This window comes from Enterobacter sp. ODB01, from assembly GCF_001623605.1.
In the GTDB taxonomy this organism is placed as follows: domain Bacteria; phylum Pseudomonadota; class Gammaproteobacteria; order Enterobacterales; family Enterobacteriaceae; genus Enterobacter; species Enterobacter kobei.
Window position 1 is genome coordinate 2627970 of the sequence record NZ_CP015227.1, and the last position, 22551, is coordinate 2650520.

At 61.4% G+C, this 22551-nt stretch carries 25 protein-coding genes and 2 pseudogenes; 25 read left to right on the forward strand and 2 right to left on the reverse strand.

Annotated features, from left to right (window positions below; all coding sequences use genetic code 11):
• The first annotated feature begins 111 nt into the window (after nucleotides 1-111).
• The 21 genes from A4308_RS12455 (at nucleotide 112) to A4308_RS12540 (ending at nucleotide 15333) form a co-directional block, all read left to right on the forward strand.
• Nucleotides 112-594 (forward strand): CaiF/GrlA family transcriptional regulator, encoded by a 483-nt coding sequence (locus tag A4308_RS12455; protein ID WP_063308595.1) that lies wholly within the window; start codon nucleotides 112-114, stop codon nucleotides 592-594.
• Nucleotides 595-618: 24 nt separating this feature from the next.
• A complete protein-coding gene (locus tag A4308_RS12460) occupies nucleotides 619-1014 on the forward strand; it encodes a hypothetical protein (protein WP_063308596.1) in 396 nt (131 codons plus the stop codon).
• Nucleotides 1005-1433, forward strand: a complete 429-nt coding sequence (locus A4308_RS12465) for a hypothetical protein (RefSeq protein ID WP_063308597.1) — start codon at nucleotides 1005-1007, stop codon at nucleotides 1431-1433. The genes A4308_RS12460 and A4308_RS12465 overlap by 10 nt, the downstream gene beginning before the upstream one ends.
• 63 nt (nucleotides 1434-1496) lie before the next feature.
• Complete coding sequence (aqpZ, locus tag A4308_RS12470) at nucleotides 1497-2192, forward strand: aquaporin Z (protein WP_063308774.1); 696 nt, start codon at nucleotides 1497-1499, stop codon at nucleotides 2190-2192.
• Nucleotides 2192-2890, forward strand: a complete 699-nt coding sequence (locus A4308_RS12475) for a helix-turn-helix transcriptional regulator (RefSeq protein ID WP_063308598.1) — start codon at nucleotides 2192-2194, stop codon at nucleotides 2888-2890. The genes aqpZ and A4308_RS12475 overlap by 1 nt, the downstream gene beginning before the upstream one ends.
• Nucleotides 2874-3002, forward strand: a complete 129-nt coding sequence (locus A4308_RS22895) for a hypothetical protein (protein ID WP_269447068.1) — start codon at nucleotides 2874-2876, stop codon at nucleotides 3000-3002. The genes A4308_RS12475 and A4308_RS22895 overlap by 17 nt, the downstream gene beginning before the upstream one ends.
• Nucleotides 3003-3020: 18 nt before the next feature.
• Nucleotides 3021-3398 carry a YcgJ family protein gene (locus A4308_RS12480; RefSeq protein WP_063308599.1) on the forward strand — a complete coding sequence of 126 codons (378 nt, stop codon included), beginning with the start codon at nucleotides 3021-3023 and terminating at the stop codon, nucleotides 3396-3398.
• 118 nt (nucleotides 3399-3516) lie between these two features.
• Nucleotides 3517-4062 (forward strand): hypothetical protein, encoded by a 546-nt coding sequence (locus tag A4308_RS12485; RefSeq protein ID WP_063308600.1) that lies wholly within the window; start codon nucleotides 3517-3519, stop codon nucleotides 4060-4062.
• 196 nt (nucleotides 4063-4258) lie between these two features.
• The gene (locus tag A4308_RS22490; RefSeq protein WP_156491228.1) at nucleotides 4259-4681 is read left to right on the forward strand and encodes a hypothetical protein; all 423 of its coding nucleotides are present in this window, start codon (nucleotides 4259-4261) and stop codon (nucleotides 4679-4681) included.
• Nucleotides 4681-6939, forward strand: a complete 2259-nt coding sequence (locus A4308_RS22290) for a hypothetical protein (RefSeq protein WP_063308601.1) — start codon at nucleotides 4681-4683, stop codon at nucleotides 6937-6939. The genes A4308_RS22490 and A4308_RS22290 overlap by 1 nt, the downstream gene beginning before the upstream one ends.
• Before the next feature lie 208 nt (nucleotides 6940-7147).
• Nucleotides 7148-7537: a hypothetical protein gene (locus tag A4308_RS12500; protein ID WP_063308602.1), complete on the forward strand. Its 390-nt coding sequence runs from the start codon at nucleotides 7148-7150 to the stop codon at nucleotides 7535-7537.
• Nucleotides 7534-7788, forward strand: coding sequence for a hypothetical protein (locus A4308_RS12505; protein WP_063308603.1), 255 nt, complete (start codon nucleotides 7534-7536; stop codon nucleotides 7786-7788). The genes A4308_RS12500 and A4308_RS12505 overlap by 4 nt, the downstream gene beginning before the upstream one ends.
• Before the next feature lie 177 nt (nucleotides 7789-7965).
• Complete coding sequence (locus A4308_RS22495; protein WP_156491229.1) at nucleotides 7966-8121, forward strand: hypothetical protein; 156 nt, start codon at nucleotides 7966-7968, stop codon at nucleotides 8119-8121.
• 18 nt (nucleotides 8122-8139) lie between these two features.
• Nucleotides 8140-8943: a hypothetical protein gene (locus A4308_RS12510; protein WP_063308604.1), complete on the forward strand. Its 804-nt coding sequence runs from the start codon at nucleotides 8140-8142 to the stop codon at nucleotides 8941-8943.
• Nucleotides 8943-9842 (forward strand): EAL domain-containing protein, encoded by a 900-nt coding sequence (locus A4308_RS12515; RefSeq protein WP_063308605.1) that lies wholly within the window; start codon nucleotides 8943-8945, stop codon nucleotides 9840-9842. The genes A4308_RS12510 and A4308_RS12515 overlap by 1 nt, the downstream gene beginning before the upstream one ends.
• Complete coding sequence (locus A4308_RS12520) at nucleotides 9832-10050, forward strand: TraR/DksA C4-type zinc finger protein (protein WP_063308606.1); 219 nt, start codon at nucleotides 9832-9834, stop codon at nucleotides 10048-10050. The genes A4308_RS12515 and A4308_RS12520 overlap by 11 nt, the downstream gene beginning before the upstream one ends.
• Before the next feature lie 62 nt (nucleotides 10051-10112).
• Nucleotides 10113-11234 (forward strand): linear amide C-N hydrolase, encoded by a 1122-nt coding sequence (locus tag A4308_RS12525; RefSeq protein ID WP_063308607.1) that lies wholly within the window; start codon nucleotides 10113-10115, stop codon nucleotides 11232-11234.
• Nucleotides 11235-11334: 100 nt separating this feature from the next.
• The gene (locus tag A4308_RS22500) at nucleotides 11335-11487 is read left to right on the forward strand and encodes a hypothetical protein (protein WP_156491230.1); all 153 of its coding nucleotides are present in this window, start codon (nucleotides 11335-11337) and stop codon (nucleotides 11485-11487) included.
• Nucleotides 11488-11567: 80 nt separating this feature from the next.
• Entirely contained in the window at nucleotides 11568-12704 is a 1137-nt protein-coding gene (locus tag A4308_RS12530) for a polysaccharide export protein (RefSeq protein WP_063308776.1), read from the forward strand.
• Nucleotides 12701-13153: an arsenate reductase/protein-tyrosine-phosphatase family protein gene (locus A4308_RS12535; protein WP_231867143.1), complete on the forward strand. Its 453-nt coding sequence runs from the start codon at nucleotides 12701-12703 to the stop codon at nucleotides 13151-13153. Before A4308_RS12530 ends, A4308_RS12535 begins: the two co-directional genes overlap by 4 nt.
• Before the next feature lie 14 nt (nucleotides 13154-13167).
• Entirely contained in the window at nucleotides 13168-15333 is a 2166-nt protein-coding gene (locus A4308_RS12540) for a polysaccharide biosynthesis tyrosine autokinase (RefSeq protein ID WP_063308609.1), read from the forward strand.
• A gap of 226 nt (nucleotides 15334-15559) precedes the next feature.
• Here A4308_RS12540 and A4308_RS22795 read toward each other — a convergent pair.
• Nucleotides 15560-15688, reverse strand: a pseudogene (locus tag A4308_RS22795) (IS66 family insertion sequence element accessory protein TnpB); the annotation flags it as partial.
• Between the two features lie 30 nt (nucleotides 15689-15718).
• On the opposite strand from A4308_RS22795, the gene A4308_RS12545 reads away from it, so the two are divergent.
• The 4 genes from A4308_RS12545 (at nucleotide 15719) to A4308_RS12560 (ending at nucleotide 21914) form a co-directional block, all read left to right on the forward strand.
• Complete coding sequence (locus A4308_RS12545) at nucleotides 15719-17833, forward strand: fimbria/pilus outer membrane usher protein (RefSeq protein WP_063308610.1); 2115 nt, start codon at nucleotides 15719-15721, stop codon at nucleotides 17831-17833.
• A 99-nt stretch (nucleotides 17834-17932) separates the two neighbouring features.
• Nucleotides 17933-19075 carry a hypothetical protein gene (locus A4308_RS12550; RefSeq protein WP_063308611.1) on the forward strand — a complete coding sequence of 381 codons (1143 nt, stop codon included), beginning with the start codon at nucleotides 17933-17935 and terminating at the stop codon, nucleotides 19073-19075.
• A 151-nt stretch (nucleotides 19076-19226) separates the two neighbouring features.
• Nucleotides 19227-20648 (forward strand): hypothetical protein, encoded by a 1422-nt coding sequence (locus tag A4308_RS12555; RefSeq protein WP_063308612.1) that lies wholly within the window; start codon nucleotides 19227-19229, stop codon nucleotides 20646-20648.
• A gap of 504 nt (nucleotides 20649-21152) precedes the next feature.
• On the forward strand, nucleotides 21153-21914 hold the full coding sequence (locus A4308_RS12560; RefSeq protein WP_180261879.1) for an FKBP-type peptidyl-prolyl cis-trans isomerase N-terminal domain-containing protein: 762 nt from the start codon (nucleotides 21153-21155) through the stop codon (nucleotides 21912-21914).
• Here A4308_RS12560 and A4308_RS22800 read toward each other — a convergent pair.
• A pseudogene (locus A4308_RS22800) lies at nucleotides 21860-22125 on the reverse strand (transposase domain-containing protein); the annotation flags it as partial. The gene A4308_RS12560 and the pseudogene A4308_RS22800 sit on opposite strands and share 55 nt — an antisense overlap.
• Nucleotides 22126-22551 lie beyond the last annotated feature (426 nt).

A 22551-nucleotide genomic window follows, 5' to 3' on the forward strand; every position in this document is an offset into this window, starting at 1 on the left:
GGGCGTGTGTTGTAAATAAACGATCCCTGACGGGAATATAAACTCCTGTTTTTCAGGAGCGGATGGCTACGTCTGTTTTATCTGATTTTGATTATTATGTGGAGAGGTAAGATGAATAAGAATCTGCTCAGTAATATTCAACGAGATGGCGGAAATAATAAACCCGCAGGGGAGGTTGCGGGTCGCCAGTCAAATCATGGCTCCTTTTCGCTTCCTGCCTGTATTTCTCATCTTCAGTCGCCTGCTTTTTATATGGCAGTGGCCTGGTGGGGGCTTCAGAGACAGCAGCCCTTCACCCGGGATGATATTGCCCAGGCGTTTCACGTCACGCCCCGCCGGGCCGCGGATGTCATGACCTATTTAGCCACCGCCGTGCCTGCTGACGTCATTCGCTCGGAGAAAACAGTTGTGAGAGTGGGAAGCGGCAGAAATGTGCTCTTTATGATGATTCATGACGTTTGTGAGGATAACGTCCCGGCGCCTAAACCCGCGCCGGTTGCCGCGCCCCGCAAGAGCCGTCATGCGAGTCCGAACAAGGCTTTCCTTGATGCACGGGACCTGTTCCTGGGCCGCCGTCCCCGGACGGTCGGGTAAAAACCTGCCGTGGGCAGCGAGAGTATGGCCCTGCATCTGGTGCTCTGGCTGCACCAGACCGCCGGGATCTGGCAGCCGGTGCTGAGCGTTCTGGCGCTGACGTCCGTCAGCGGCCTCTTTGCCTGGCAGATGTACCGCTGGGTGGTGCACTGGCGTACCCGTATGCACTGCCGCCCGGGGCTGCGGGAATGGCTGCGGGAATGGGGCGCGCCGGGAGGGCTTATTCTGGCCGGGTTGCTGTTGCTGCTGAGTCCGGGCTGGCAGTGGCTGGACAGCCGGCTCGGGGGAACCGAGCTGCACACGTCCGTGGCATCGGGGCCGGGCAGTCGCGCCGTACCTTATCGCGGCCCGGCAGGTGCCGGAATGGGGATCCCGGCCACGCTGTGCTGGCGGGAAGACGGAGGAAAGGCATGTCGCTGATACATGTGGATGCGCTGATGCGTCCGGCCTGGCTGGCGCTCTGCTGGTGTGCGCTGGGGCTTGTCCTCACGGCCGGCGTGTACTGTTTTATTGTGCTTCAGCCGGTGCCCCGCCGGCGCTGGATGTTTCACCGCCCGGGGCTGCTGGAGCGCGTGACGGGCGGGGATGTTGACCTGTTCCCCGCGCTGTTGCTGTTGCTGGTCTGGGTGACCTGCGGCCTGGCCGCGACGGAGTGGCTGCGCCATGCCTCGCCTGCCTGGCCCGGGGCCGTGCTGCAGAGCGGGGTGCTGCTTACGGCGGCGGTGGTCCTGGTCAATCTGGTGCGCCACGTGCGTATGTGCTGCGTCGTGGTCGCGCTGCCCGCGGCGGCGGTAAGCCTGATGGTGATGCGAACGATTTGGATCTGGATACCAGCCTGACCGGTGTCCGGTTACTGAGAGACCGGCGCGTGCCGGTACTGACTGAGAAAAGGAAACAACATGCTGAAAAAACTGATAGCAGAAATGACAGGGACCTTCTGGCTGGTACTGGGAGGGTGTGGCAGTGCGGTACTGGCGGCAGGGTTTCCGGACCTGGGCATTGGCTTTGCCGGCGTGGCGCTTGCGTTCGGGCTGACTGTCCTGACCGGGGCGTATGCCCTGGGGCATATTTCAGGCGCCCATTTCAACCCGGCGGTTTCGCTGGGGCTGTGGGCAGGCGGGCGTTTTCCGGCGCGGGAGCTTGTGCCCTACGTTCTGGCACAGGTCCTGGGCGGACTCGCGGGAGCCGGTGCGATTTACCTTATCGCCCGCGGGGCGCCCGGCTTTAACGTGCACGCCGGGTTTGCATCCAACGGGTTTGGCGCGCAGTCGCCGGCAGGATTTACCCTGACCTCCGCCCTGCTGACCGAGGTCATCCTGACCGCGGTGTTCGTGGTGGTCATTATGGGGGCCACGCATCCGAAGGCGCCTGCCATGATGGCGCCGCTGGCTATCGGGTTCTGTCTGACGCTCATCCACCTGATTTCCATTCCCGTGGACAACACGTCGGTTAACCCGGCGCGCAGCACCGCGATGGCGCTCTTTGCGGGCGGGGAGTGGCTTGGGCAGCTGTGGCTCTTCTGGGTGGCACCGCTTGCCGGCGGCCTGCTGGGCGGCCTTTTCAGCCGCTTTTTCCTGAGCGCGGAGCATGACCGGTAATGGACGCCCTGTCGCGCAAACGCCCGGGTACCTGGGTGATATCGGCCTGTACGCTGACCCGGTCAGGCACTGCCGCCCTGTTAGCGGAGTCCGGCTGTGCGCCCGGGGAGACGGTCCTGCTGAGCGGGCGTGAGTACCGCAGCGACGTGCTGGAGGTCCTGCGTCAGGTTCCCCCGGCGCGGATCCTGTTTTTCCTCTCCCCGTCCCTGCGGGAGCTGCTGGCGCAGATAAAGCTGTTCGGATGGCTGATGAATGCGGGCTCAGCGGCGTCCGTGCTGCTGGTCTGCGGGGCGGAGCAGGTCTGGATCTTTGACACGCTGAGAAAAATCGTGGGGGACAGGGTCCGCACGGATCCGATCCGGATCCTGCCGGCGCGCGCGCCGGTCAGCACGTTACGGACCGTGCTGAAGCGCTGGGGGAAGGGGAGCGGGTACACCGGTCCGCACGTCCGGCCGCTGCCCGCGGCCGGCGTGACCGGTCTCAGCCCGCGCGAGCTGCAGAGCCTGCAGATGACGCTGGAAGGCATCAGCGTTCCGGTTCAGGCCTGCCTGACGGGACTGTCATCCAAAACGCTCTACACGCACCGCTCGCGGGCCGTCCGAAAACTGTCGCCGGAGGGCAGCCGCCGGGGGGCTTACCGGCTCTGGCAGCTGTTCACGGTGTCGGACATAAACGGGGTAAATGATGGGGACATGTGAAAATGCGCAGGTCTGTCTCAGGACGGCGCTTCAGTATCTGTCAGGCGATCCGGTGCTGCCCGTTCTGGCGGGCACGGGTCTTCTGGTGTGGCTGATTTTCCGGCTCCGCTAATAACTAAAGAGGTGAAGAATGCGAGCACAAAAGAGTAAGGCGTCCTGGCTCCCGGGACTGCTTGTCCTGCTGGCAGGCTGGATGACGACGGTCCGGGCGGCGGAAAACGATCGGGTCTGGAGCCCGGAGGCCGGGGTGGTCTGTGACGGCCGGGGCGGCTTCTGCGCTGACCATGAAGGGCTGTCCATGGGCCTGACCCGGCAGTGGCTCGGCGAACAGGCGCAGTCGCGTCTGATGCAGATGGTCAGCGGTACGCTCAGCATGAACACGCGGGATTTTACGCTGACCACCGGGGAGCACTGTGAAAGCGCCAGCCGGACCTGCTGGACCGACCGCTACAGGGAGGCGCGGGATGAGAAGCTGACGCGACAGCTTTACGGGGAAAGCAGGCCATGATAATAAACGGGCGCAGGGCGACCGCGGCGACGGTGAGACTGGCAGGGACGCCATGCTGAGAGAGGGAGCCAGGGGCGGACGTTTTCCCGTGAGGCTGGCCGGTCTGGGGGGACTTCTGATGATTTTTGTGACGGCGCTGGTGTGCAGCCGGCATGTCAGGGCACACCGGGACGTCACGTCCGGGCCGGAACAGGCGGTGACGCGCTACGCGTTTGCGGATCCCCTGGTGGTGGATGACTCCCTGCCGGTGGGGACGGTGATTGCGTCCCTGCAGGTTCCGGAGTACGGGCCCGGGCGCATGTTCAGCACGCCGTCTTCAGGCGGCATGTGGAGCATGCGGGGGCTGCGGCACCGCTATCTGCTGGCACGAACCGACGTGAACGGGGTGTGGGTCAGGGTCAGCCCGGAAAAAACAACGCCGCGGGAGGCGACGCTGCTGTCGTCCTCCGGCTGGCGTACGGGCGGGTTCCGGGTTGAACTGGTCAAGACCGGCGTTATCCGCAACGGCGTCCTGCGTCACGTGATGGATCCGCTGGAGTACCGTGTCTACGGAACCCGTCTCGGATACAGGCGGCTGCTGCTTCGCGAGCAGTTAAGGTATGACGGGCCGCTGCGGATCCGGGTGCGCTACGATCGCGATGGGGCGCTGGTGAGGACGGGATGAGAGGGAATGATGCGGGAGTCAGATATCTTTCTGCTGGTCTGGGCGGGGCTGGTGTGCCTGCTTTTTTTGCTTTTTGTCGTGTGGTGAGGTTTCTCCCGCTCCGGAGAATGATTTTATGCCGCACGGGTGATAATCTGCCCGGGAAAAGGCTGGCCCGTGGCCAGGGTAGCGTTAACTCCATGAAAAAAGGTTAAAAATGAAAACAGCAGGAATGGCAGTGATGATGATGGCAGTGATGGTTCTGGGCGGATGTGCAAACCTGAAAACCGGTAAGAAATCGACGGTCACGCCGCAGAGCTCGCGGCCCGTCACGGGGCAGGCGACGGTCACGCCGCCGGCGGGAAAGGACGTCAGCGCACAGCTGAGTACCTGCCTGTTTGAGGCCGGTCAGCTGATCAAACTCAGTCCTGAAAAATACCGGGAGCAGGTCAACGCCCTTTACGAAGATATCCGGGGGGCAAAATATTACGCGTCGGTTGCCGGCAACCTGAGCGCCGCGACGACGGATACCATCACGCCGCTTTATCAGTTCCGGGTGAATGATGCGTGTAACACTGTTTCGCAGCTTCTGCTTCAGGAACTTAAGCAGGGCAGCCGGGTTAAGGAGGCGCAGCCTTAATGCAATCTGAACGTTCTGGTTTTCACCGTTCGTACCTGAGCCTGCTTGTGGCAGGGATCCTGTTGTGCGGTCCGGTGCAGGCCCGGGCCGCGGACCCGGCGGACTTTTTGTCCGCCGTGGGCGATGTTCCTGTACCGCCGCCGGTAAGTGCACCGGCGCTTCAGAAGCAGGCCCCGCCGGCAGCCTCCTCCGGGGCCCGGCCGCAGTCCGGGGCGCCGCCCCGTTCCGTGCCTCATCCGGCCCGCCGGGCGGGGGAGGCGCACAGCGCCGACGCGGCGTTGCTGAAGCGGCGCCTGGCGCAGGCGCAGAAAGAAAACGCGACACTGCAGCGCCAGACGGCGGCGCCCACCGCCGGGCAGCGGGACCGGGACACGACCCTGGCGGCCCTGCGCGCGCAGACGGAGCGCCTCAGCGGGGAGCTTGCGACGGCGCGGCAGGCGCTGAGCAGGGCTGAGGACGCTAAAGAGAACGCCGGCAGGGAGACAGAGCGGGTGCGCGAGGAGCTCCGGCACCTGACCCTGCTGAATCATGCCCTGTCCGTCAAAGCCGACGTGGCGGCGATTGCCGGGACGCCGGTGGCTTCGGGGGCAAAGGCGGCCGCGTCAGATGAGCTGGCCCGGATAAAGGCGCAGCTGGCAGAGCAGCAGGCCGCCTCCGGCGCGCTCAGCGAAGAGACGGCACGGTTAAGAGAAACCCTTGCGAAGCGCGAAGCGGCGTACGCGGCGCTGACGCAGCGTACTGCCGGGCTGCAGGCGCAGCTGGCCGGCCTGACCCGGGCGCGCGACCAGCTGCAGAAACAAATAGCGGATACCCGGGCGCAGACCGCGGGTATGCAGACCGCCACCTCACAGCAGGAGGCCCGGCTTTCGGCCATGCGGGCTGAGCGGGACAGGCTTGTGCAGGATGCGGAAAAAAACGGGGCCGCGCTGGCCTCGGTGCGGGAACAGATGGCCACCGTCAGCCATGAGCGTGACGCGCTCCGGGCGCAGCTCGCTGCCGGCGGGGGACAGGGTCATGTGCAGACGCAGCTCGCAGCCCTGACCCGTGACCGGGACAGCCTGAAGGCATCCGTGACGGCACTGACGGCTGAGCGCGACGCGCTGCAGGGGAAAGCCGCGGCGCTGACCGCACAGGTGAAGGGCGCGGAAGATGGCCTGAACAGGGAAAAAACCGGGGCTGAGGATGTGCGGAAACAGCTGACGGCCATGACGGCTGAGCGCGACGCGCTGCAGGAGAAAGCCGCGGCGCTGACCGCACAGGTGAAGAGCGCGGAAGATGGCCTGAACAGGGAAAAAACCGGGGCTGAGGATGTTCGAAAACAGCTGACGGCCATGACGGCTGAGCGCGACGCGCTGCAGGAGAAAGCCGCGGCGCTGACCGCGCAGGTGAAGGGCGCGGAAGATGGCCTGAACAGGGAGAAAACCGGGGCTGAGGATGTGCGGAAACAGCTGACGGCCATGACGGCTGAGCGCGACAGGCTGCAGAAACAGACGATGATGCCGACGGCACAGCCTGCTGCCCTGCAGGCCGGGCGCGGGGACGCCGTCGCGGCTGAGAGCAAAAACGTGCCCGATGAGCAGGATAAACAGCAGATCAGGGCGCTGAATGACCAGGTGGCCGCGCTGACTAAACAGCTGGCAGAGAAAAACGACAGCGAACCCGCGCTCAGCACGGAGGACCGGGAGCAGCTGTATGCCGGGGGCGTGATGCTCTCCAGAACCCTGCTCAGGTCCCTGAATCTGCAAAAAAACCTCGGCCTTGAGCCCGATCCTTCACTGCTGATTGCCGGCGTTTCCGACGGGATCAGGGGACAGGTACGGCTGGCTGACGATGTCCTGGACAAACGCTATCAGGCGCTTATCAGCAGGCTTTCATCGCGTGAGGAGGGAAAGTACCGGGAAGGTGAAGCGGTGCTGGAGAAAGAGACGGCGGGGCGAAAAATCCTCAAGCGTAACCGCAGCGTATTTTTTGTTCAGGCTGCAGCCGGGAAGGCAAAGCTGAAGCCGGGCGATCCGGTGGTGTTCGACCTGAAGGAGAGCGTGCTGAAGGGGCGCGTGCTGCGGGACAACAAAGGGGTAAAAGCCGCGTTTGATGACAAACTGCCCTACCTTATCCATGAGGCGCTGACCCTGGCCGGTCGCGGAGGCGTCACGGATGTGTACTGTATGGCCTCGGATGTTTATCCGCCGGAGCAGCTCCCTGAGGGCCTGTTCGGTTACTCCCTGCTGAAATTTACGCTGAGCGTCAGCAAGGGATAATAATTGCGCGGGAGGCGTAATATTAAACCGGCGAAGTCTGCTTATTTTTATCATGACAAATTGTTTCGGTATTTTTTACAAGGGTGTCGACGAATACCCGGCATTTTTATTTTTATATGCCCCGTTTAAATTGCCATGACACTATTGACAGCGACGGCGAGTCGTTGGGTTAATTAAAATACCTTAATTTTAAATATAAGGAATTGACGTGAAAATAACTGACGGGATCTTACCCGGGATATTCTGCATTCTTTTTATGAGCGGCAGTGCCGTGGCCGCTCAGGATAATAGCGCACTGAATAAGCTGTACGGCAGCGATATGGGGACCTGTCTGAATAACCTGAATATGCTGAAAACGTACAGCCAGACGGAATATTCGCGTCAGACCGGCGCGCTTAACGCTGATATTGGCCGGGCAACGCACTACCTGATGGTCCGGGACCAGCTCAGCAGCGACATGCGCTCTGTCATGGACAATATCTATCAGTCACGCCTGACCAGCCGCTGCCAGTCCATTCACAATGCCCTGTTTGACAGCCTGCTGAATCAGGCAGGGGGGGCTGCCGGCGGGTACGGCAGCGCCAGGGAGGGCTCATGACGTTACGCCATGTGTTCATCCTTGCCTGCGGCATCGTGCTGCTGAGCGGCTGCGCCGCTTCCCGTCTGCAGACGAAGGCCCCGGCCAGCGCGCCGGTAACCCTGCTGGATGCGCTCTCGCAGCAGGTTTCCACCCTCCGGCTTCAGGCCTCGCAGGGCAACCGTCAGGCAGAGGACGCCCTGATGGCCATGGTGTCCGGGCAGGGGGTACAGGTCCTGATGTCGCGGCGCGCGGACTCAGGCGGCTCCTGAGCCGGGCATGCAGTAGCGGGAGACGCGTTGTTTTCCCGCTCCTCTACGGCCGCGGCAGGGTCAGTATCATCCACAGCAGGACGGCCGCATAAATTAAAAATATTAATACCGGATTTTCATTTGTGACGGCAGCCAGAAGGGCATAAACCGTTCCGGGCAAATCTGAAAGCAACTGCATTGCGATCACCGCTGACAGGATTTTTTTATTTTTTCTTTTTCCGAACGGGAAAAGGAAAAAGTAAAGATGTTCCGGCGGGGGAATATGTCGCGCTGAACCCGCCAGTTGAAAATGACAATGCTGCCGGAGGCTTTTCCGGCATGAATGCAGCCTGAAAACCGGAGTGTGAAATAATGAAAACCTTCAGCAGAATGAAATATATGTTGTTCACCTGTGGCGTGCTGGCAGCAGGCTTAACCTGTTCCCGGGCCGGGGCTGCAGAGCTGGCCGGTGCGGATAATGCCGGGGCAGATGAGTGGCACTTTACCGTCTCCCCGGTCATCGGTGCGGCCGGTTTTCGGGGCAATGGTGCCGTGGGGCCGCTGGCAGGACAGCTGCGGATGCCGTTTCACCGGGTGGCGAAGGACACCCGCTTTGCCGCAGCCGGGAGCCTGGAAGCCGACCGCGGCCCGTGGAGCGTCTGGCTGTCCGGGCAGTACCTTGACCTGTCTCAGGATATCGGCCTCGGGGAGTTCGGGGAGGGCCATGCGAAGGCTCATGCCACACAGATTGACCTGGGCGGGGCCTGGCGCGCCTGGTCAGAGGCCACGGGGGGCACCACGGTGCACGGGGGGCAGCAGCAAATGACCCTGGCGCCGCTTGCCGGTGTGCGGTGGATGCGTCTTAAGGCCACGCTGAGCGCGGACGGCATGTCTGCATCGCAGCGTGAAAGCTGGGCGGTGCCGTTCGCGGGCGCCCGGTTCAGTGCTGATCTCTCCCCGCGATGGCTGCTGTCATCGGAAGCCGATACCGGCGCCTGGGGGCGTGATTTTACCCTGCAGGCCCAGGCCTGGCTGGGGTACCGGCTGAGTATGATGGGCTACCCGGCGGTGGTCCGGGCCGGTTACCAGGTGGTGCACCAGGACCACAAAACTGATGACTTCCACTGGAATGTCACCCAGTTTGGCCCGGCAGTCGGCCTGAGCTTCACCTTCTGATGCTGACCGCGCTCCCGGATGAGGCCTATCAGGCGGTGACCGTTGCGGCAGGACTGTCCGGCCTGCTGCTGTCCGTCTTTCTCGTGCGGCTGTGGTGCTCCCCGCTGGCCCGCCTGCGCCGGGCCACCCGCAGCGGGCATATTCAGCCCTGGTATCAGCCTGTTGTCAGTTCCGCCACCGGGGAGATATCGGGGTGTGAAGTGCTGGCTCGCTGGACGCGTACCGGGAAAGCGGTGCTGCCCGCTTCCGCCTTCATTCCCCTGGCGGAGCGTTCGGGCTGGATTGTTCCGCTTACCCGCTGTCTCATGCGTCAGGTTGAACGTGACCTTGTCCCGGTGATGCACCTGCTGCCGGAGGGGTTTCATATTGCCATCAACATCTGTACGGCCCACGCGCAGGCTCCAGGGTTTATTCAGGACTGCCTGCGGTTACAGAACGCCTTTGCCGGATGCCGCGCGCGCGTGGTGGTGGAGATAACCGAGCGGGCACGCCCCGAGGCCACTCCGGCCATGCTGAGTATGCTGGAAAAACTGCGCATCGCCGGCATACGGGTGGCGCTGGATGATTTTGGTACCGAGTACGCAAGCCTGGTTTCCCTGGACGCATTGCCGGTGAATTACATCAAGCTTGACCGCTACTTTACCGCCCGTATCCGTGAGGACAGGGCGCCGGAAAAAGGCTGTCTGATGGCGGAGGTCATCACTGACCTGGCCCGCCAGCTGGGGCTGGAAGTGGTGGCTGAGGGCGTGGAGACGACATGGCAGAAGGACTGGCTGACCCGGCACGGCGTGCACTGGCTGCAGGGCTATTACTTTTCCCCTCCGCTTGAGGCCGCCGCGTTTATCCGCTGGCTTTTCGCGGGCAGGGGAGGCAGGAAAGGAAAGCAGAATGGCGGATGAGGCAGACAGGGCGCTGATACTGACGGAAATGCTGATTCAGGCCGGACTGCACAGAGTGCGCGTTTCACAGTCTGCGCGCGGCACCGTGCAGTGCGCAGACTGCGGTGAGGACATTCCGGCCAGTCGCCGGGACTGTTACCCGGCGGCAACAACCTGCGTCGACTGTCAGCTCAGACGCGAGGAGCACGAACGACGCAGGGTGCGCTGAACCCTGAGCGCCACCGGCGCACAGAGCCGGGGCGGGTGATAAACGAGACGGAGAAGAGGACGATGACATATCTGCTGAAAAATAAGCGTGTTTCTGCCCTGACGGCCATGCTGTTCGCCGTGGTGCTTCCCGGGGTGGCCATGACGGCCCCGGACAGGGCCGATGCCTGCACCAGCTTTGTGCTGCCGACCACCGGCGGGGCCGGGATTTACGCCCGCACTATGGAGTTCGAATTTGACATGAAGTCCGCACTGGTGGCTATTCCGCGGCATTATGCCCTCAAAGGTACCGGCCCGGAAGGTAAAACGGCCATGACCTGGGAGAGCCGGTATGCGGTTATCGGGATGAATGCCTTTGGCCTGCCTTCGCTGCTCGACGGCATGAACGAAAAAGGGCTCTCGGGGGGCATCCTCTATTTTCCGGGATTCGCGCAGTTCGCGCCCTGGGATGAGGCCCGTGCTGCCGAATCACTGGCCCCGTGGGACTTACTGACCTGGGCGCTGACGAACTTCTCCACGGTGGCGGAAGTGAAGGCGGCCCTGGAGAACGTGACGGTGGCGGCGGTATCCCAGAAAAACATGGGGATGATACCGCCGGTCCACTACACCCTGCACGACAGCACCGGCGCATCGGTGGTGATTGAGCCGGTGGAGGGACGTCTTAAGATCCACGACAACCCGCTCGGGGTGATGACCAACTCGCCGTCTTTTGACTGGCACATGACCAACCTGCGTAATTACGTCAACCTGCGCCCGGAGAACGTTGCGCCGCTTCATATCGGCAGGGCGACGGTCCTGCCGCTGGGGACGGGATCCGGCCTGCACGGCATTCCGGGAGACTCGTCCCCGCCTTCACGCTTTGTCAGGGCCGCGGCCTATGTCCTGTCCGTTGAGAAGGTCCCGGACGGGGAGGAAGGGGTCAGGATGGCGGAGCATGTGGCCAGCAACTTCGATATGCCGAAAGGGCTGGTACAGGACGAAAAAATGCCGCCTGAGTACACGCAGTGGACGGCGATTGCCGATCCGGGAACCGCGCATTATTACATCAAAACCTGGGACGTGCCTGTGCTGCACGGGGCCGGATTCGGGGATTTCGACGTGGACGGGAAAAATATGGTGACGTTTGACCTGCCGTCGGAGCAGGGGATCCCGTCCCTTAAGGTGCTGCCCGGCGCTCAGGGCTGACAGTAGGCCGGGGGCCGGGACGGCCCCTGCTTTGACACGATAACCGACTGCCTGCCGGAAACGGGATGGCATACCGCAGGAGCCGAATACGGAGATAACCATGATGACAGACAGAACATCCATACCGGCGACGACGCAGTCCGGAACCCGAAAGCGAAGCACCTGGACTGCAGGGGCGGTTGCCTTTGTGGTGATGCTGACACTGGCGGGGGTGCAGTGCGCCTGTGCACTGCTGGACGAGCTGCTGCGATGAGAGCCTGTTTCGTTCACTTCGCCCGGGGCAGCACTCCCCGGGCGTCTTTGCCCGCGGCGTCCCGCTTCCCGGCACCGTCGCTGAATACGGCCGCTAAAACGGGGGCCCTCGCCCTTGCCCTGCTGCTGTTCACCGGCTGTACGGTTATCCCGGGACAGACCCTGAGTACGGCAGGCAAAACGGTATCGGGTGCTCCCCTCAGCCAGGCGGCGCTGGACAGGCTGGTGAACGTCCGCCCGCTGACGCCGGAGCTGCTTCGCCGCATGACCCCGGAACCGGTATCAGCCCGGCCCAATCCCGCGCTGGACGCTGAGGTGGCCCGGTATCACTACCGCATCGGGCCCGGGGACGTGCTGATGGTGACGGTATGGGATCATCCTGAGCTCACTATCCCGGCCGGCCAGTACCGCAGCGCAAGCGACACCGGTAACCAGGTGGCGCCGGACGGAACCATCTTCTATCCCTGGGTGGGGAAGATGGCCGTGGCGGGAAAAACGCCCGCTCAGGTTCGTGAAGAGCTGACCCTCAGGCTGGGCCGCGTGATTGAAAGCCCGCAGGTGGACGTGAATGTCGCCGCGTTTCGTTCCCAGAAGGTGTATGTCACCGGGGAGGTAGTGCATTCCGGCCAGCAGGCCGTCACCAGCATTCCGCTGACGGTGATGGATGCGGTTAACGCCGCCGGCGGGCTCACTGCCGATGCCGACTGGCGTAACGTCATTCTGACCCAGGGGGGAAAGGATACCCGGCTGTCGCTGTATGCGCTGCTCCAGCGCGGAGATCTGACGCAGAACCGGATGCTCGGGGCGGGGGACATCCTGTTTGTGCCGCGTAACGACGACCTGAAGGTGTTTGTGATGGGGGAGGTCGGCCGGCAGAGCACCCTGAAAATGGACCGCAGCGGCATGACGCTGACCGAAGCGCTCAGCAGCGCGGAGGGGATCCGGCAGGATATGGCGGATGCCACCGGGATATTTGTGATCCGACCGTTAATAAACGATCCGCAAAAGAAGATTGCCGACATTTTCCAGCTGGACGCGCGCGACGCCACGGCGATGGTGCTGGGCACCCGCTTCCCGCTCGAGCCCTACGATATTGTCATGGTCACCACCGCGCCGCTTGTCCGCTGGAACCGGGTGATTTCGCAGCTGGTCCCCACCATCAGCGGCGTGCACGACCTGACCGAAACCGGGCGCTATATCAGGACATGGACGCCATGATGTTCCGCAATATCATGGTTATCTGTACCGGCAATATCTGCCGCTCTCCCGCAGGGGAGCGGCTGCTGCAGCGGCTGCTTCCAGGCAGGAGGATAGACTCAGCCGGCATACCGGGGCTGTCTGACCACCCCGCGGACAGCATGATGCGGGCGGTATGTGAGGCCCGCGGTCTCTCTCTGGAAGGGCATCTGTCCCGGCCTGTCACCCCTGCAATGCTGCGCCGGTATGAGCTGCTACTGGTCATGGAGCAGTCCCATCTGCGCCGGCTAACCGCGCTGGCCCCGGAGTGCCGGGGTAAAACGCTGCTCTTCAGCCACTGGTCTGAACATGCGGGTCAGCGGAACATCCGCGATCCTTTCGGTCAGCACCGCCAGGTTTATGAGCAGGTATTCCACCAGCTCGAACGGGCTGCGCTGGCATGGGTACAACATCTCACGGAACGACCGTAAAGACAGGGACAAATATGATACTGAAAAATAACGCCACCGGCACGACAGAAAGCCGGGAGCAGGACATTGACCTTATGCAGCTGGCGAGGCTCCTTGCCGGGCGCTTTCCGCTGATACTGGGGGTTACGGCCGCCGTGGTTCTGGTGGCTACCGCGCTGGTTATCTCACGGCCACCGGTGTGGCAGGCCGATGCCCTTGTGCAGGTGGAGCAGCATCAGGGAAGCGATTTGCTGGGTAATCTCAGCCAGTTTTTGCCGGATGCCCGTCCTGATGCCTCGCCGGAGATAGAGCTGCTGCGCTCCCGCATGGTGCTGGGAAAAACCATTGACGACCTGAATCTGCAGACCGTCGTCAGCCAGCGGTATTTTCCGGTCCTCGGACGGCTGCGGGCCCGGCTGACCGGTGAGCCGCCAGCCACGCTCTCCGTGGCTACCCTGACGCTGCCCGCGGTAAACGGTCGCGCTGACCCGGTGATGCTCATTGCGGGGCGGGCCGGACATTTTACCCTGGAGGGGGAGCAGGGACGCGTGCAGGGGCAGGTGGGGCAGCGGCTTGAGCAGGGGGGCATAAGCCTGCTTGTCACCGGCCTTGAGGCGCCGCCGGGCACGCGGTTTACGCTGATGCACCTGACAAAACCGGAGGCGCTGAAGGCGCTTGAGGACGCTTTCACTGTCACGGAAAAAGGGAAAAGCAGCGGCATGCTCTCGCTGATGCTCAGGGGAGACGACCCGGCGCAGACGGCCCGCATCCTGGATCGTATTGCCGGTAACTATCTGGAGCAGAATATTGACCGGCAGGCCGCGCGGGATGGCAGGCAGCTGGCGTATCTGCAGGAGCAGCTCCCGCGGGTCCGCGAGTCGCTTGACGGGGCAGAAAGCCGGCTGAACGCGTATCGCCGGGAGCAGGACTCCGTTGACCTGAGCCTTGAGGCAAAATCGGTGCTTGAGCAGACGGTTAACGTGGACAATCAGCTTAACGCGCTGACGTTCCGTGAAGCTGAAATCGCGCAGCTGTATAAAAAGAACCATCCCGTTTTCCGGGCGCTGCTTGAAAAGCGCCAGACGCTGCTGCAGGAAAAAAAGCGTCTGGCGAAGCAGGTATCAGGCATGCCGGCAACCCAGCAGGAAATTCTGCGCCTGAGCCGGGAGGTGGAATCCGGTCGCGCCATTTACCTTCAGCTACTTCACCGGCAGCAGGAGTTAAGCATATCGCGCTCCAGCGTGACCGGAAACGTCCGTATCATTGACCCGGCGCTTACGGCGTCCGAACCGCTCGGCCCGCAGACGGCGCTGGTTGTGTTGCTGGCGGCCCTGGGCGGGGCGACAGCCGGCTGCGCCCTCGTGGTTGTACTGAATGTGCTTCGCCGTAACGTGGAAAGCCCGGAAGAGCTGGAGGCGCTGGGGATTGAGGTGTGCGCCACGGTTCCGGTCTCCGCGTGGATGATGAACAACGGCGCGCGCAGGTGGCAGAACCGGCTTGCGGGAGGGGGCTCGCGGGCGAAACAGGGGCCTCCCTTCCTGGCTGCCGAACACCCTGAGGATGTGGCCCTTGAGGCCGTCCGGGCACTGAGAACCCGGCTGCATTTTGCCCTGCAGGCGGCCCCGGAAAATAAGGTGGTGATGCTGACAAGCCCCACGCCTGGGTGCGGCAAGACCTTTGTGAGCACCCTGCTTGCCGCCGTGATGGCGCAGACATCTCGGCGTATATTACTGCTAGATGCGGACATGCGCCTGAGCTATCTGGCACAGATGCTGGGGCTGGAAAACCGCAGCGGGCTGTCATCGCTCCTGAAGGGGGAGGGGGGGCCGGCCGCTGTCGTGCAGCATGCCGGGGCGGGAGGATTTGACGTGATAACAAGCGGCCCGTTTACGGACAGCCCCTCAGAGCTGCTGATGAGTGCCGGGTTTGGTGAACTGCTGGGCTGGGCCCGCGAACACTACGATATGGTGATAATCGACACCCCGCCGGTGCTGGCGGTGACGGACCCGGTCATCATCGGACACGCCGCCGGGATAAGCCTGCTGGTTGCCCGGGCAGGGCACAGCAATGCCCGGGAAATCCTGCTGGCCCGGCAGATACTGGTGAACAGCGGCAGGCCGCCGGATGCAGTCATTCTGAACGGGGTTGCGAAGCAGCACGGCACATACTACGGGTATTATCAGGGGTACGGGAAAAGCTGAGGTCTGGCCTGCCTTCGGCAGGGGCAGGTTTGCGAAGAGGAATGCCGGAGGTGGCTGCATCCGGCATGACGAACATCCCGCACGTAGAACCCCTGACGTGCGGATCTTACCCCGCTGCCCGACTCAGCTGCCGGCACCGATACTCGTTACGCAGTGCATCAGCACGCCGGCGCCGCAGATCGTACCGCGGGTACCAGCCGTTCGCTCTCCGCGCCGGAACAGCGTCCCGGAGCATTCGGTCGGTGAACAGGCGCAGAGCAACACGGTCTGACCACAGACCCTGTATCATGTCGCCGCGATGTCCGCGGAAGATTAACAGATGCCCGCTGAACGGGTCATCCCGTAACGTGTTTTGCCCCCCTCCCCGGAAGGCGACCCGGTATTTTTGCTTAATTACAACCTGAGCGGGAATACCTATCAGAGTAAAAACGATGGCAATAAAAACAACTCGCAGGGGTTATTCGGCTCTTTCCAGAGCGGCCTGAACCTGGGCGCATGGCGTTTGCGTAACAGCTCAACCTATACGTACAGCCAGCAGCGTTACGACAGCCACGATACCCTGACCAATGCCCGCAACCGCACGTCGCAGTCCCAGCAGCAATGGACCTCGCAGCAGACCTATTTGCAGCGGGATATTATTGCGCTGCGCAGCCAGCTTACGATGGGGGAGACCAGCACCGGCAGCGTGGCCAGTCAGGTACTGGACGGCTTCTCGTATCGCGGTGTGGGGCTGATGAGCAGTGATGCGATGATCCCGGGCAGCATGAACGGATTTGCGCCGGTCATTACCGGGATAGCCCGCAGCAATGCGCAGGTGACGGTGACCCAGAACGGGTACGTCATCTATCAGGCTAACGTGGCGCCGGGGCCTTTCCGCTTTACGGATATCTCCGGTGGCGGGACCAGCGGTGACCTCGACGTGTCTATCCGGGAATCAGACGGCACCACGCACGGTTTCCGCCAGCCGTACTCCAGCCTGCCGGTGATGCAGCGCCAGGGGCAACTGCGTTATGAGGTGGCGGCCGGGCAGTACTACCTCGGCCACGGAGGCTATACGGCAACCGGCACCCCGGGCTTTGCCATGCTGTCCGCGATTTACGGTTTGCCGGGGGATGTCACCTTGTATGGCGGGGGCATCGGGGCAAGCGGTTATCAGTCGCTGGCACTGGGTACCGGTGTGTCTCTGGGGGAGTTGGGGGCCATCTCGGTGGATGCTACGCATTCCCGTGCCACTCTCTCCGGTGACAACCAGACCCTGACCGGGGAGTCATACCGGGCCCGTTACTCCAAGAGCATGATGACCACAGGCACCACGGTAGATTTGACGGCGTACCGTTATTCCACCCGCAATTATTTGAGCTTTAACGACGCCAATAACCGCGGCTATGACACCGACAGCGGGTTACCCGACTGGCTGAACGGGCGTCGTCGCAGCACGTACGAGTTACGTCTGAACCAGACGCTGTGGACCAGCTATCAGCTGTGGCTGAGCGGACATCGTGACAACTACTGGGGGTCGGACAAAACCAATACCACCATGAGTGCCGGCCTGAGCGGTTCGTTGCACCAGGTTGGCTGGTCGCTGGCGTACAGTGTGGACCGCATGCGGGGGGACGGCGACTGGCCTCAAAACCGCCAGTGGACATTGACACTGAACGTGCCGATGAGTCTGTTCAGTTCAACCGCGGCCCTGCAAAACAGCTATGCCAACTACAGCCTGATGCATGACAACACGGGGCGAACGACTAACCAGCTGTCACTGGGCGGCAGCCTGCTGGATGACAACAGCATGAACTGGAGCGTGTCACAGAGTCAGGGTAATCAGGGACAAGGCAACAGCGGCTCGGCCTCTGTGGGCTACAACGACTCCTGGGGTAATGCCAACCTGGGCTACAACTACGATAACAATGGCGGCCGCGGCGTGACGTACAGCGCCAGCGGCGGCCTGGTTGCTCATCCTCATGGTGTGACCCTTGCACAGAACATCAGTGATGCGGCTATCGTAGTGCACACCGGCGTGCCGGGCGTGAAGGTCATGAACGGCAATGTGACGACAGACTACTGGGGGAACGCGGTGGTGACCGGGGTGCGCACTTACGGCCGCAACAACATCAACATCGACCCGTCTTCCTTGCCCGAGGGGGCCAATCCCCCTGCCGGCAGTCACGCGCTGTACCCGACGGCCGGCGCCATCGTGATGGATGACAACCCGATACGCCTTGGCCAGCAGGTGCTGATGAACCTGCGTTACAACGGCAAGCCGGTGCCGTTCGGGGCCATAGCGGCCCTGAAGGGGGACGCAGACCTGGGGAGTATCGTGGGTGAAGGCGGGCAGGTGTATCTGGGCGGGATGCCGCAGAAGGGCACGCTGCAGGTGAAGTGGGGCACAGCGGCCGATGCGCAGTGTCAGGTACCGTTTGCGCTGCCTAAACCTGTTGTGCGAGACAAGAAGGATGCGAGCTGGCACCCCATCAAGACCCTGGACATGACGTGTCGCTAGGCAACACAACCAACGACCAGACCATGAAAAAATCAAGAGGTGCGGACCATGAGCACTCTGACAGGACAGTTACAGGCCAGATTGAGAGGAGTTGACCGGATGGCTATTCAAATGAGCGCTGCCGGCGTGCCGGCCCGTCGCGTCCATCCGCGTCGGCGGCTTGCCGTGCCGCCCCGCAAAAAGAGGGCAATACGGTCGATGGCGTTTTATGGGGGAATTGGGCTACCCACCGCCGGCGTGCACGCCAGCATGGGGTCCGAAACGAACCAGGGCGCGGGCGTGCGCTCCTGCATCCAGAACGGCAGTCTGAAAGGTCAGCCCGGTGGGATGTGGGGGGGAATATGCGTTATCACTCTGCCTAGCGGGCAATTAAATATGAATGACTCTCACGACGGTATATACAATATAAACATGCCAGGGACCTTACCCCTGGGCATTGCTGCCGTAAACACCCTGTGGCCCGGTTCGGCTACCGTGAAACTGACCAGCGCGTTTACCGTTTCTCTGAACGGTGTTATTCAGGGGAAATTCCCGGCGGGGTACGTACTGTCAACCCAAACCCCTAATGGTTATATTGGCTCCACCGTGCCAACGCATAATCCGCTGTCCACAGCACCGTCGGTTGCCCCTCTGGGCAATGGCATCGGGCCTATGGATGGTCACATACAAAATTCAAAACAGAAGTGGACTCTTGCCGGGCTGACCTCCGGTGAGCTGGTGTGGACATTGAGTGTGCCGTCAGGGAGGACACTCCTGTATCCCAATATTATTCTGTACATCGGTGACCGGTCCTTAAAGCCTTCTTACAGCTTTATGCAAATCGGGGTGGGAGGGGATAATGGTCAGTCACCTACCCCCACCACCCGTCCCCTGGTCGCGAGGATCCAGCCACATTGCTCTGCCATCACCGGCATGCCCGTGACGTCGGATTTTGGCACCGCCACACCATTATCCATGGCCGGTGATTTAAATACCTCCAGTACAGTGCCGGCGCATACGATTTCGTTGACATGCTCGGCTGACGCCAGCGGGAACGCCTCGGAAAACATCACGTTGTACGCGACATCCAGTAATCTAAAGTCCGGGGACGGGACAACCTTGCTCTCCCGTCCCGGTGACTGGATGGGGCAGTATTTTCGTTTGCCGGCCAGCGTGTCTTCGGATGCCACCCTCGCTGCTGGGCAGGCACTCAGCCAGCGGCTGAAATGGTCCGGCAATTCCCCCACGCCACTGTGGACCTAGTCCCTGCCGGCAGGGGCCACGGCAGGCGATATCGCTGTACCTCCGGTGTCCCTTCAGCCGAAGCTGTACCAGACCGACGCCCAAGGGATACAGGCTGGCCTTCGGAGTTACACCGTACAGTACTCGGTCATCATTCAATAAGGAAAAGTCTATGTGTCTGAATGACATGGCGCGGTTGGGTCTGCGCTTACTGGAAGGGATCGTCGGTGTATCTGTGGATGACATTGTCATCCTGACACACACGCGCCGGACGAGGCGCAAGCAGTTGCGGGCGCTGAGTCGCTATTTTAATGGTTTTGGTTTTTGTCAGCACGCTGACAAAACGTTTAACAGCAGAGTTGAGAGAGGATTGGGTGGTATGGGTGTAGAGATGAATGATGTCGGCGTGGAGGACCTCACGCATTGCGCACGAGTTAATCACATAATGCGGTGGCGGCAGCTTTATAAGCAGATCAGGATGTCGCAATACCGCAGGAAGTGGACTATATGGGCGATGGGGCTTTGTGGAGGAATGGCTATCCATACCCCCATGGCCACAGCATATATGGGGCCAGACGGTGCAATCAGCGCTGCGATTGCAGCACAAGGGAAGCCACAACCTAGTGGTCGCTGGGGTGGGCCTATCACCGTACAACTAACCTACGTCCCCTCCAGCTATGACAAAAGCTTCGGAAATCCGACAGGGCACGTTAATCCTCAAGGCAAAATTTCTGACTGGAGGTTTACTACCCTTTCTGTTACGGGCACTACGACAGGAACGGTGTCAGCGACATGCACGGTGCTATATGGCAAAAAAGGTGATTACAACACCGGGGTGACTGCGTCTTATAACAGCTCCATCGCCATGCCTTCGAATGACGCAATTGTGTACAAGGGGAGTGCCTATACCTCCGTAGCTGGATCTGACAACTCGGCTACTATCGGATACGCGAACGCTGCACCAGGCGTATCCACTCACACGGATTCTACCTTCCAGCCCGATGCTACTGAGGAACCCGTGATAGCGAACTGCAGCAGATTCAATATATCCTTTAATATCGATGTCGCAATAGGAACGACCATCGCGGTTCAACCTGGTAGGCTTTACTTGGGGATATCTAACTATGGCAACGTCGTGGCACTCGGCTTAGGCTCCGGGGATACAACGAAACCATCGCCTCCGGTCCCGGCAGCAGGCCCTGTGAACTGCACAGCGATAAATGGAGTCCCCCTGCAGAACGATTTTGGTATTGCAGCCCCCCTGTCGGTGCCAAATGGTTTTTTGCAGCCTACTAAAAGCATACCTGCACACAACATCTCTCTTTCCTGCAATGCGCCAACCTCCGCAGGTTCTGCTAGCGCATCGGCTACCCTATATGTGACTTCCGGCAATACCAAATCGGCAGACAGTACCACCTTGCTATCTTCTGCGGGGGACTGGTTAGGGTTAGTTCTCACCATGCCGGCAAGCTTGCCAACCATGGCTACCATCGCAACCGGGCAGGCGGTCAGTCAGAACGTAAAATGGAACGGGAGTAACAATACCCCCCTGTGGACCTGGAATATTCCGGCACGTTCGGGGCTGGGGGGGTAACAGTGTCCCCCGTCCCCCTCCAGCCGAGGTTGTACCAGAACAGGGCTCCGACAGGGGCACAGTTCGGACCGCGCACTTACACCGTTCAGTATTCCGTCGTTATACAGTGAGGAGCGTACGATGCCACTACGTTATTCTGTGGATGCGGTGCAACCGGTCTAGATCTACCGAGTCAACCCGGTGACCCTATGTTAAAAGCAAAAGCCGCGCTCGGCGCACAGCATTTACGGCCCATTCCGTTGGTCGACCCGGTTTCGCCGTGCTCCCAGGGCAAAACTCTTCGTCAGCCTTCTTGCGGGGCTGATAGCGGTATGGGGGGGCGCGGCCGCCGAGGAAGCGGCGCCGTCCCTGTCATCTGCCGGTGTCACTGCGCGTGCAGCATCAGGGGCTGCAGTTGGTGCAGGCCAGGGCGCCCTGAGTCCTGAGGAGCTGCCCTCGCTTCGTCAGCAGATAGCGCAGCAGCAAGTGCTGTTACAGAAGTTGTCCGACCGGGTCCACACCGTTGTGTCTGTGAGCGCGGCTGCAGAGGCGAACGATAAGACGCCGGGCACAGCATCCTCAGCCGAGACTAAACCGGCTGACCACTTACTGGCGCCTGCGGCTGCTTCATCCGATAAGCCGGCCGTGCGTGCTGCCAGCGGGCCCGCCATCGACACGGCAGAAGACTGCCGCACCTATGCCAACGGCGTGGTCCTGGGGCGGGAGCTGCTCCAGTTTCTGGCCCTGCAGCGCAAGGTCGGCATGACCCTCAGTCCCGCCCGGGTGCTGGCCGGTCTCGAAGACAGCTACAGCGGCCATACCCTGCGTCTGTCCGATGACGATGTCCGCCAGGCGCTGCAGGACTTTAATGCCGATTTCCGCGCCCGCATGCAGACGGCGCGTGCCGATGAGCTTGCGCGGGGGACGGCGTTTCGGGCTGGCTTTCGTCAGCAAAAGGGCATAGTGGCCGATGCCGGGGCCCTGTACCTCATCGACAATAAAGGCAGGGCGCCGCGTCTGCGCACGTCGGACATGGCGACGCTGCAGGTCAATGGCCATTTACCGGACGGGACGGTATTCTACGGTAACGGCGTTCGCCAGGTCTCCGGTGTACTGCGTCAGGTGTTTGGGTCAGGGCTGCGGGCATCTACTTTTGTTGTAAGCCGCGCGCCGTCAGGCGTGCAGACTGTTTACTGTGTCAGGGACGAGAGTGCGGAGGAAGGGATTGTCGCTCATGGTATCAGGATACTGCGCAGGGGGCAGTACTCTGGACTGACGAAGCTGTAGGCCGGGCACGGTAGTAACTCATGTAACCGTTCTTCCGTCCAGGGGGCAGTAGCGTTGTACATCGGTTAGCCACGCATGCGGCTCCATGTAGTTTATTTCCACTGTTTCCTGCAGGCTCATGATCTGCGTCGCACGAGCTCCTGCACCCAATGAACCCGCGAAACAACCAGTTAGAGTGTCCCATCACCACCAGTCTGATGGCGTGCTCACAGTGTCAAGCCTGCGAGCAATCATCAAGGAAGCGTCTAAGCGTTTCACTTCGTTTTAGAATATAGTTTATGCCTTACCCAGCGCTGGGCTTTCCGGCCACGTCTCTTTTTTTCTTTAAAAGTGTAGAGCTTTCGTTCCTGCATGATATTCCTCAATATCCAGATAACTGGAGGGAAAACCGATGCTAACGAACCAAAAGACAATTGGAATATGAGTTAACCGCATGCTTACCCAGCCGCGCGGCCAGTTGATACTCTCTATTTTGTCCGTCATCATGCTCAGAGCCGAGCCAACTCACTGGCACCTTTATTGCCCCCCCTCCTTCAAGGCGATTTCCCCGCAACGTCATGAAATAACTCGAAGGTTATTGTTTCCAATGGTCCTCTTACCGCTGATATTGCTGAGGTAAGAATAAAAGCACCCCAGG

Bases quoted from the DNA above. Each gene is read 5' to 3' on its own strand.
- A4308_RS12455 (WP_063308595.1), top strand. From the start codon at position 112: ATGAATAAGAATCTGCTCAGTAATATTCAACGAGATGGCGGAAATAAT.
- A4308_RS12460 (WP_063308596.1), top strand. From the start codon at position 619: ATGGCCCTGCATCTGGTGCTCTGGCTGCACCAGACCGCCGGGATCTGG.
- A4308_RS12465 (WP_063308597.1), top strand. From the start codon at position 1,005: ATGTCGCTGATACATGTGGATGCGCTGATGCGTCCGGCCTGGCTGGCG.
- A4308_RS12475 (WP_063308598.1), top strand. From the start codon at position 2,192: ATGGACGCCCTGTCGCGCAAACGCCCGGGTACCTGGGTGATATCGGCC.
- A4308_RS22895 (WP_269447068.1), top strand. From the start codon at position 2,874: ATGATGGGGACATGTGAAAATGCGCAGGTCTGTCTCAGGACGGCGCTT.
- A4308_RS12480 (WP_063308599.1), top strand. From the start codon at position 3,021: ATGCGAGCACAAAAGAGTAAGGCGTCCTGGCTCCCGGGACTGCTTGTC.
- A4308_RS12485 (WP_063308600.1), top strand. From the start codon at position 3,517: ATGATTTTTGTGACGGCGCTGGTGTGCAGCCGGCATGTCAGGGCACAC.
- A4308_RS22490 (WP_156491228.1), top strand. From the start codon at position 4,259: ATGAAAACAGCAGGAATGGCAGTGATGATGATGGCAGTGATGGTTCTG.
- A4308_RS22290 (WP_063308601.1), top strand. From the start codon at position 4,681: ATGCAATCTGAACGTTCTGGTTTTCACCGTTCGTACCTGAGCCTGCTT.
- A4308_RS12505 (WP_063308603.1), top strand. From the start codon at position 7,534: ATGACGTTACGCCATGTGTTCATCCTTGCCTGCGGCATCGTGCTGCTG.
- A4308_RS12510 (WP_063308604.1), top strand. From the start codon at position 8,140: ATGAAAACCTTCAGCAGAATGAAATATATGTTGTTCACCTGTGGCGTG.
- A4308_RS12515 (WP_063308605.1), top strand. From the start codon at position 8,943: ATGCTGACCGCGCTCCCGGATGAGGCCTATCAGGCGGTGACCGTTGCG.
- A4308_RS12520 (WP_063308606.1), top strand. From the start codon at position 9,832: ATGGCGGATGAGGCAGACAGGGCGCTGATACTGACGGAAATGCTGATT.
- A4308_RS12525 (WP_063308607.1), top strand. From the start codon at position 10,113: ATGACATATCTGCTGAAAAATAAGCGTGTTTCTGCCCTGACGGCCATG.
- A4308_RS22500 (WP_156491230.1), top strand. From the start codon at position 11,335: ATGATGACAGACAGAACATCCATACCGGCGACGACGCAGTCCGGAACC.
- A4308_RS12535 (WP_231867143.1), top strand. From the start codon at position 12,701: ATGATGTTCCGCAATATCATGGTTATCTGTACCGGCAATATCTGCCGC.
- A4308_RS12540 (WP_063308609.1), top strand. From the start codon at position 13,168: ATGATACTGAAAAATAACGCCACCGGCACGACAGAAAGCCGGGAGCAG.
- A4308_RS12550 (WP_063308611.1), top strand. From the start codon at position 17,933: ATGGCTATTCAAATGAGCGCTGCCGGCGTGCCGGCCCGTCGCGTCCAT.
- A4308_RS12555 (WP_063308612.1), top strand. From the start codon at position 19,227: ATGTGTCTGAATGACATGGCGCGGTTGGGTCTGCGCTTACTGGAAGGG.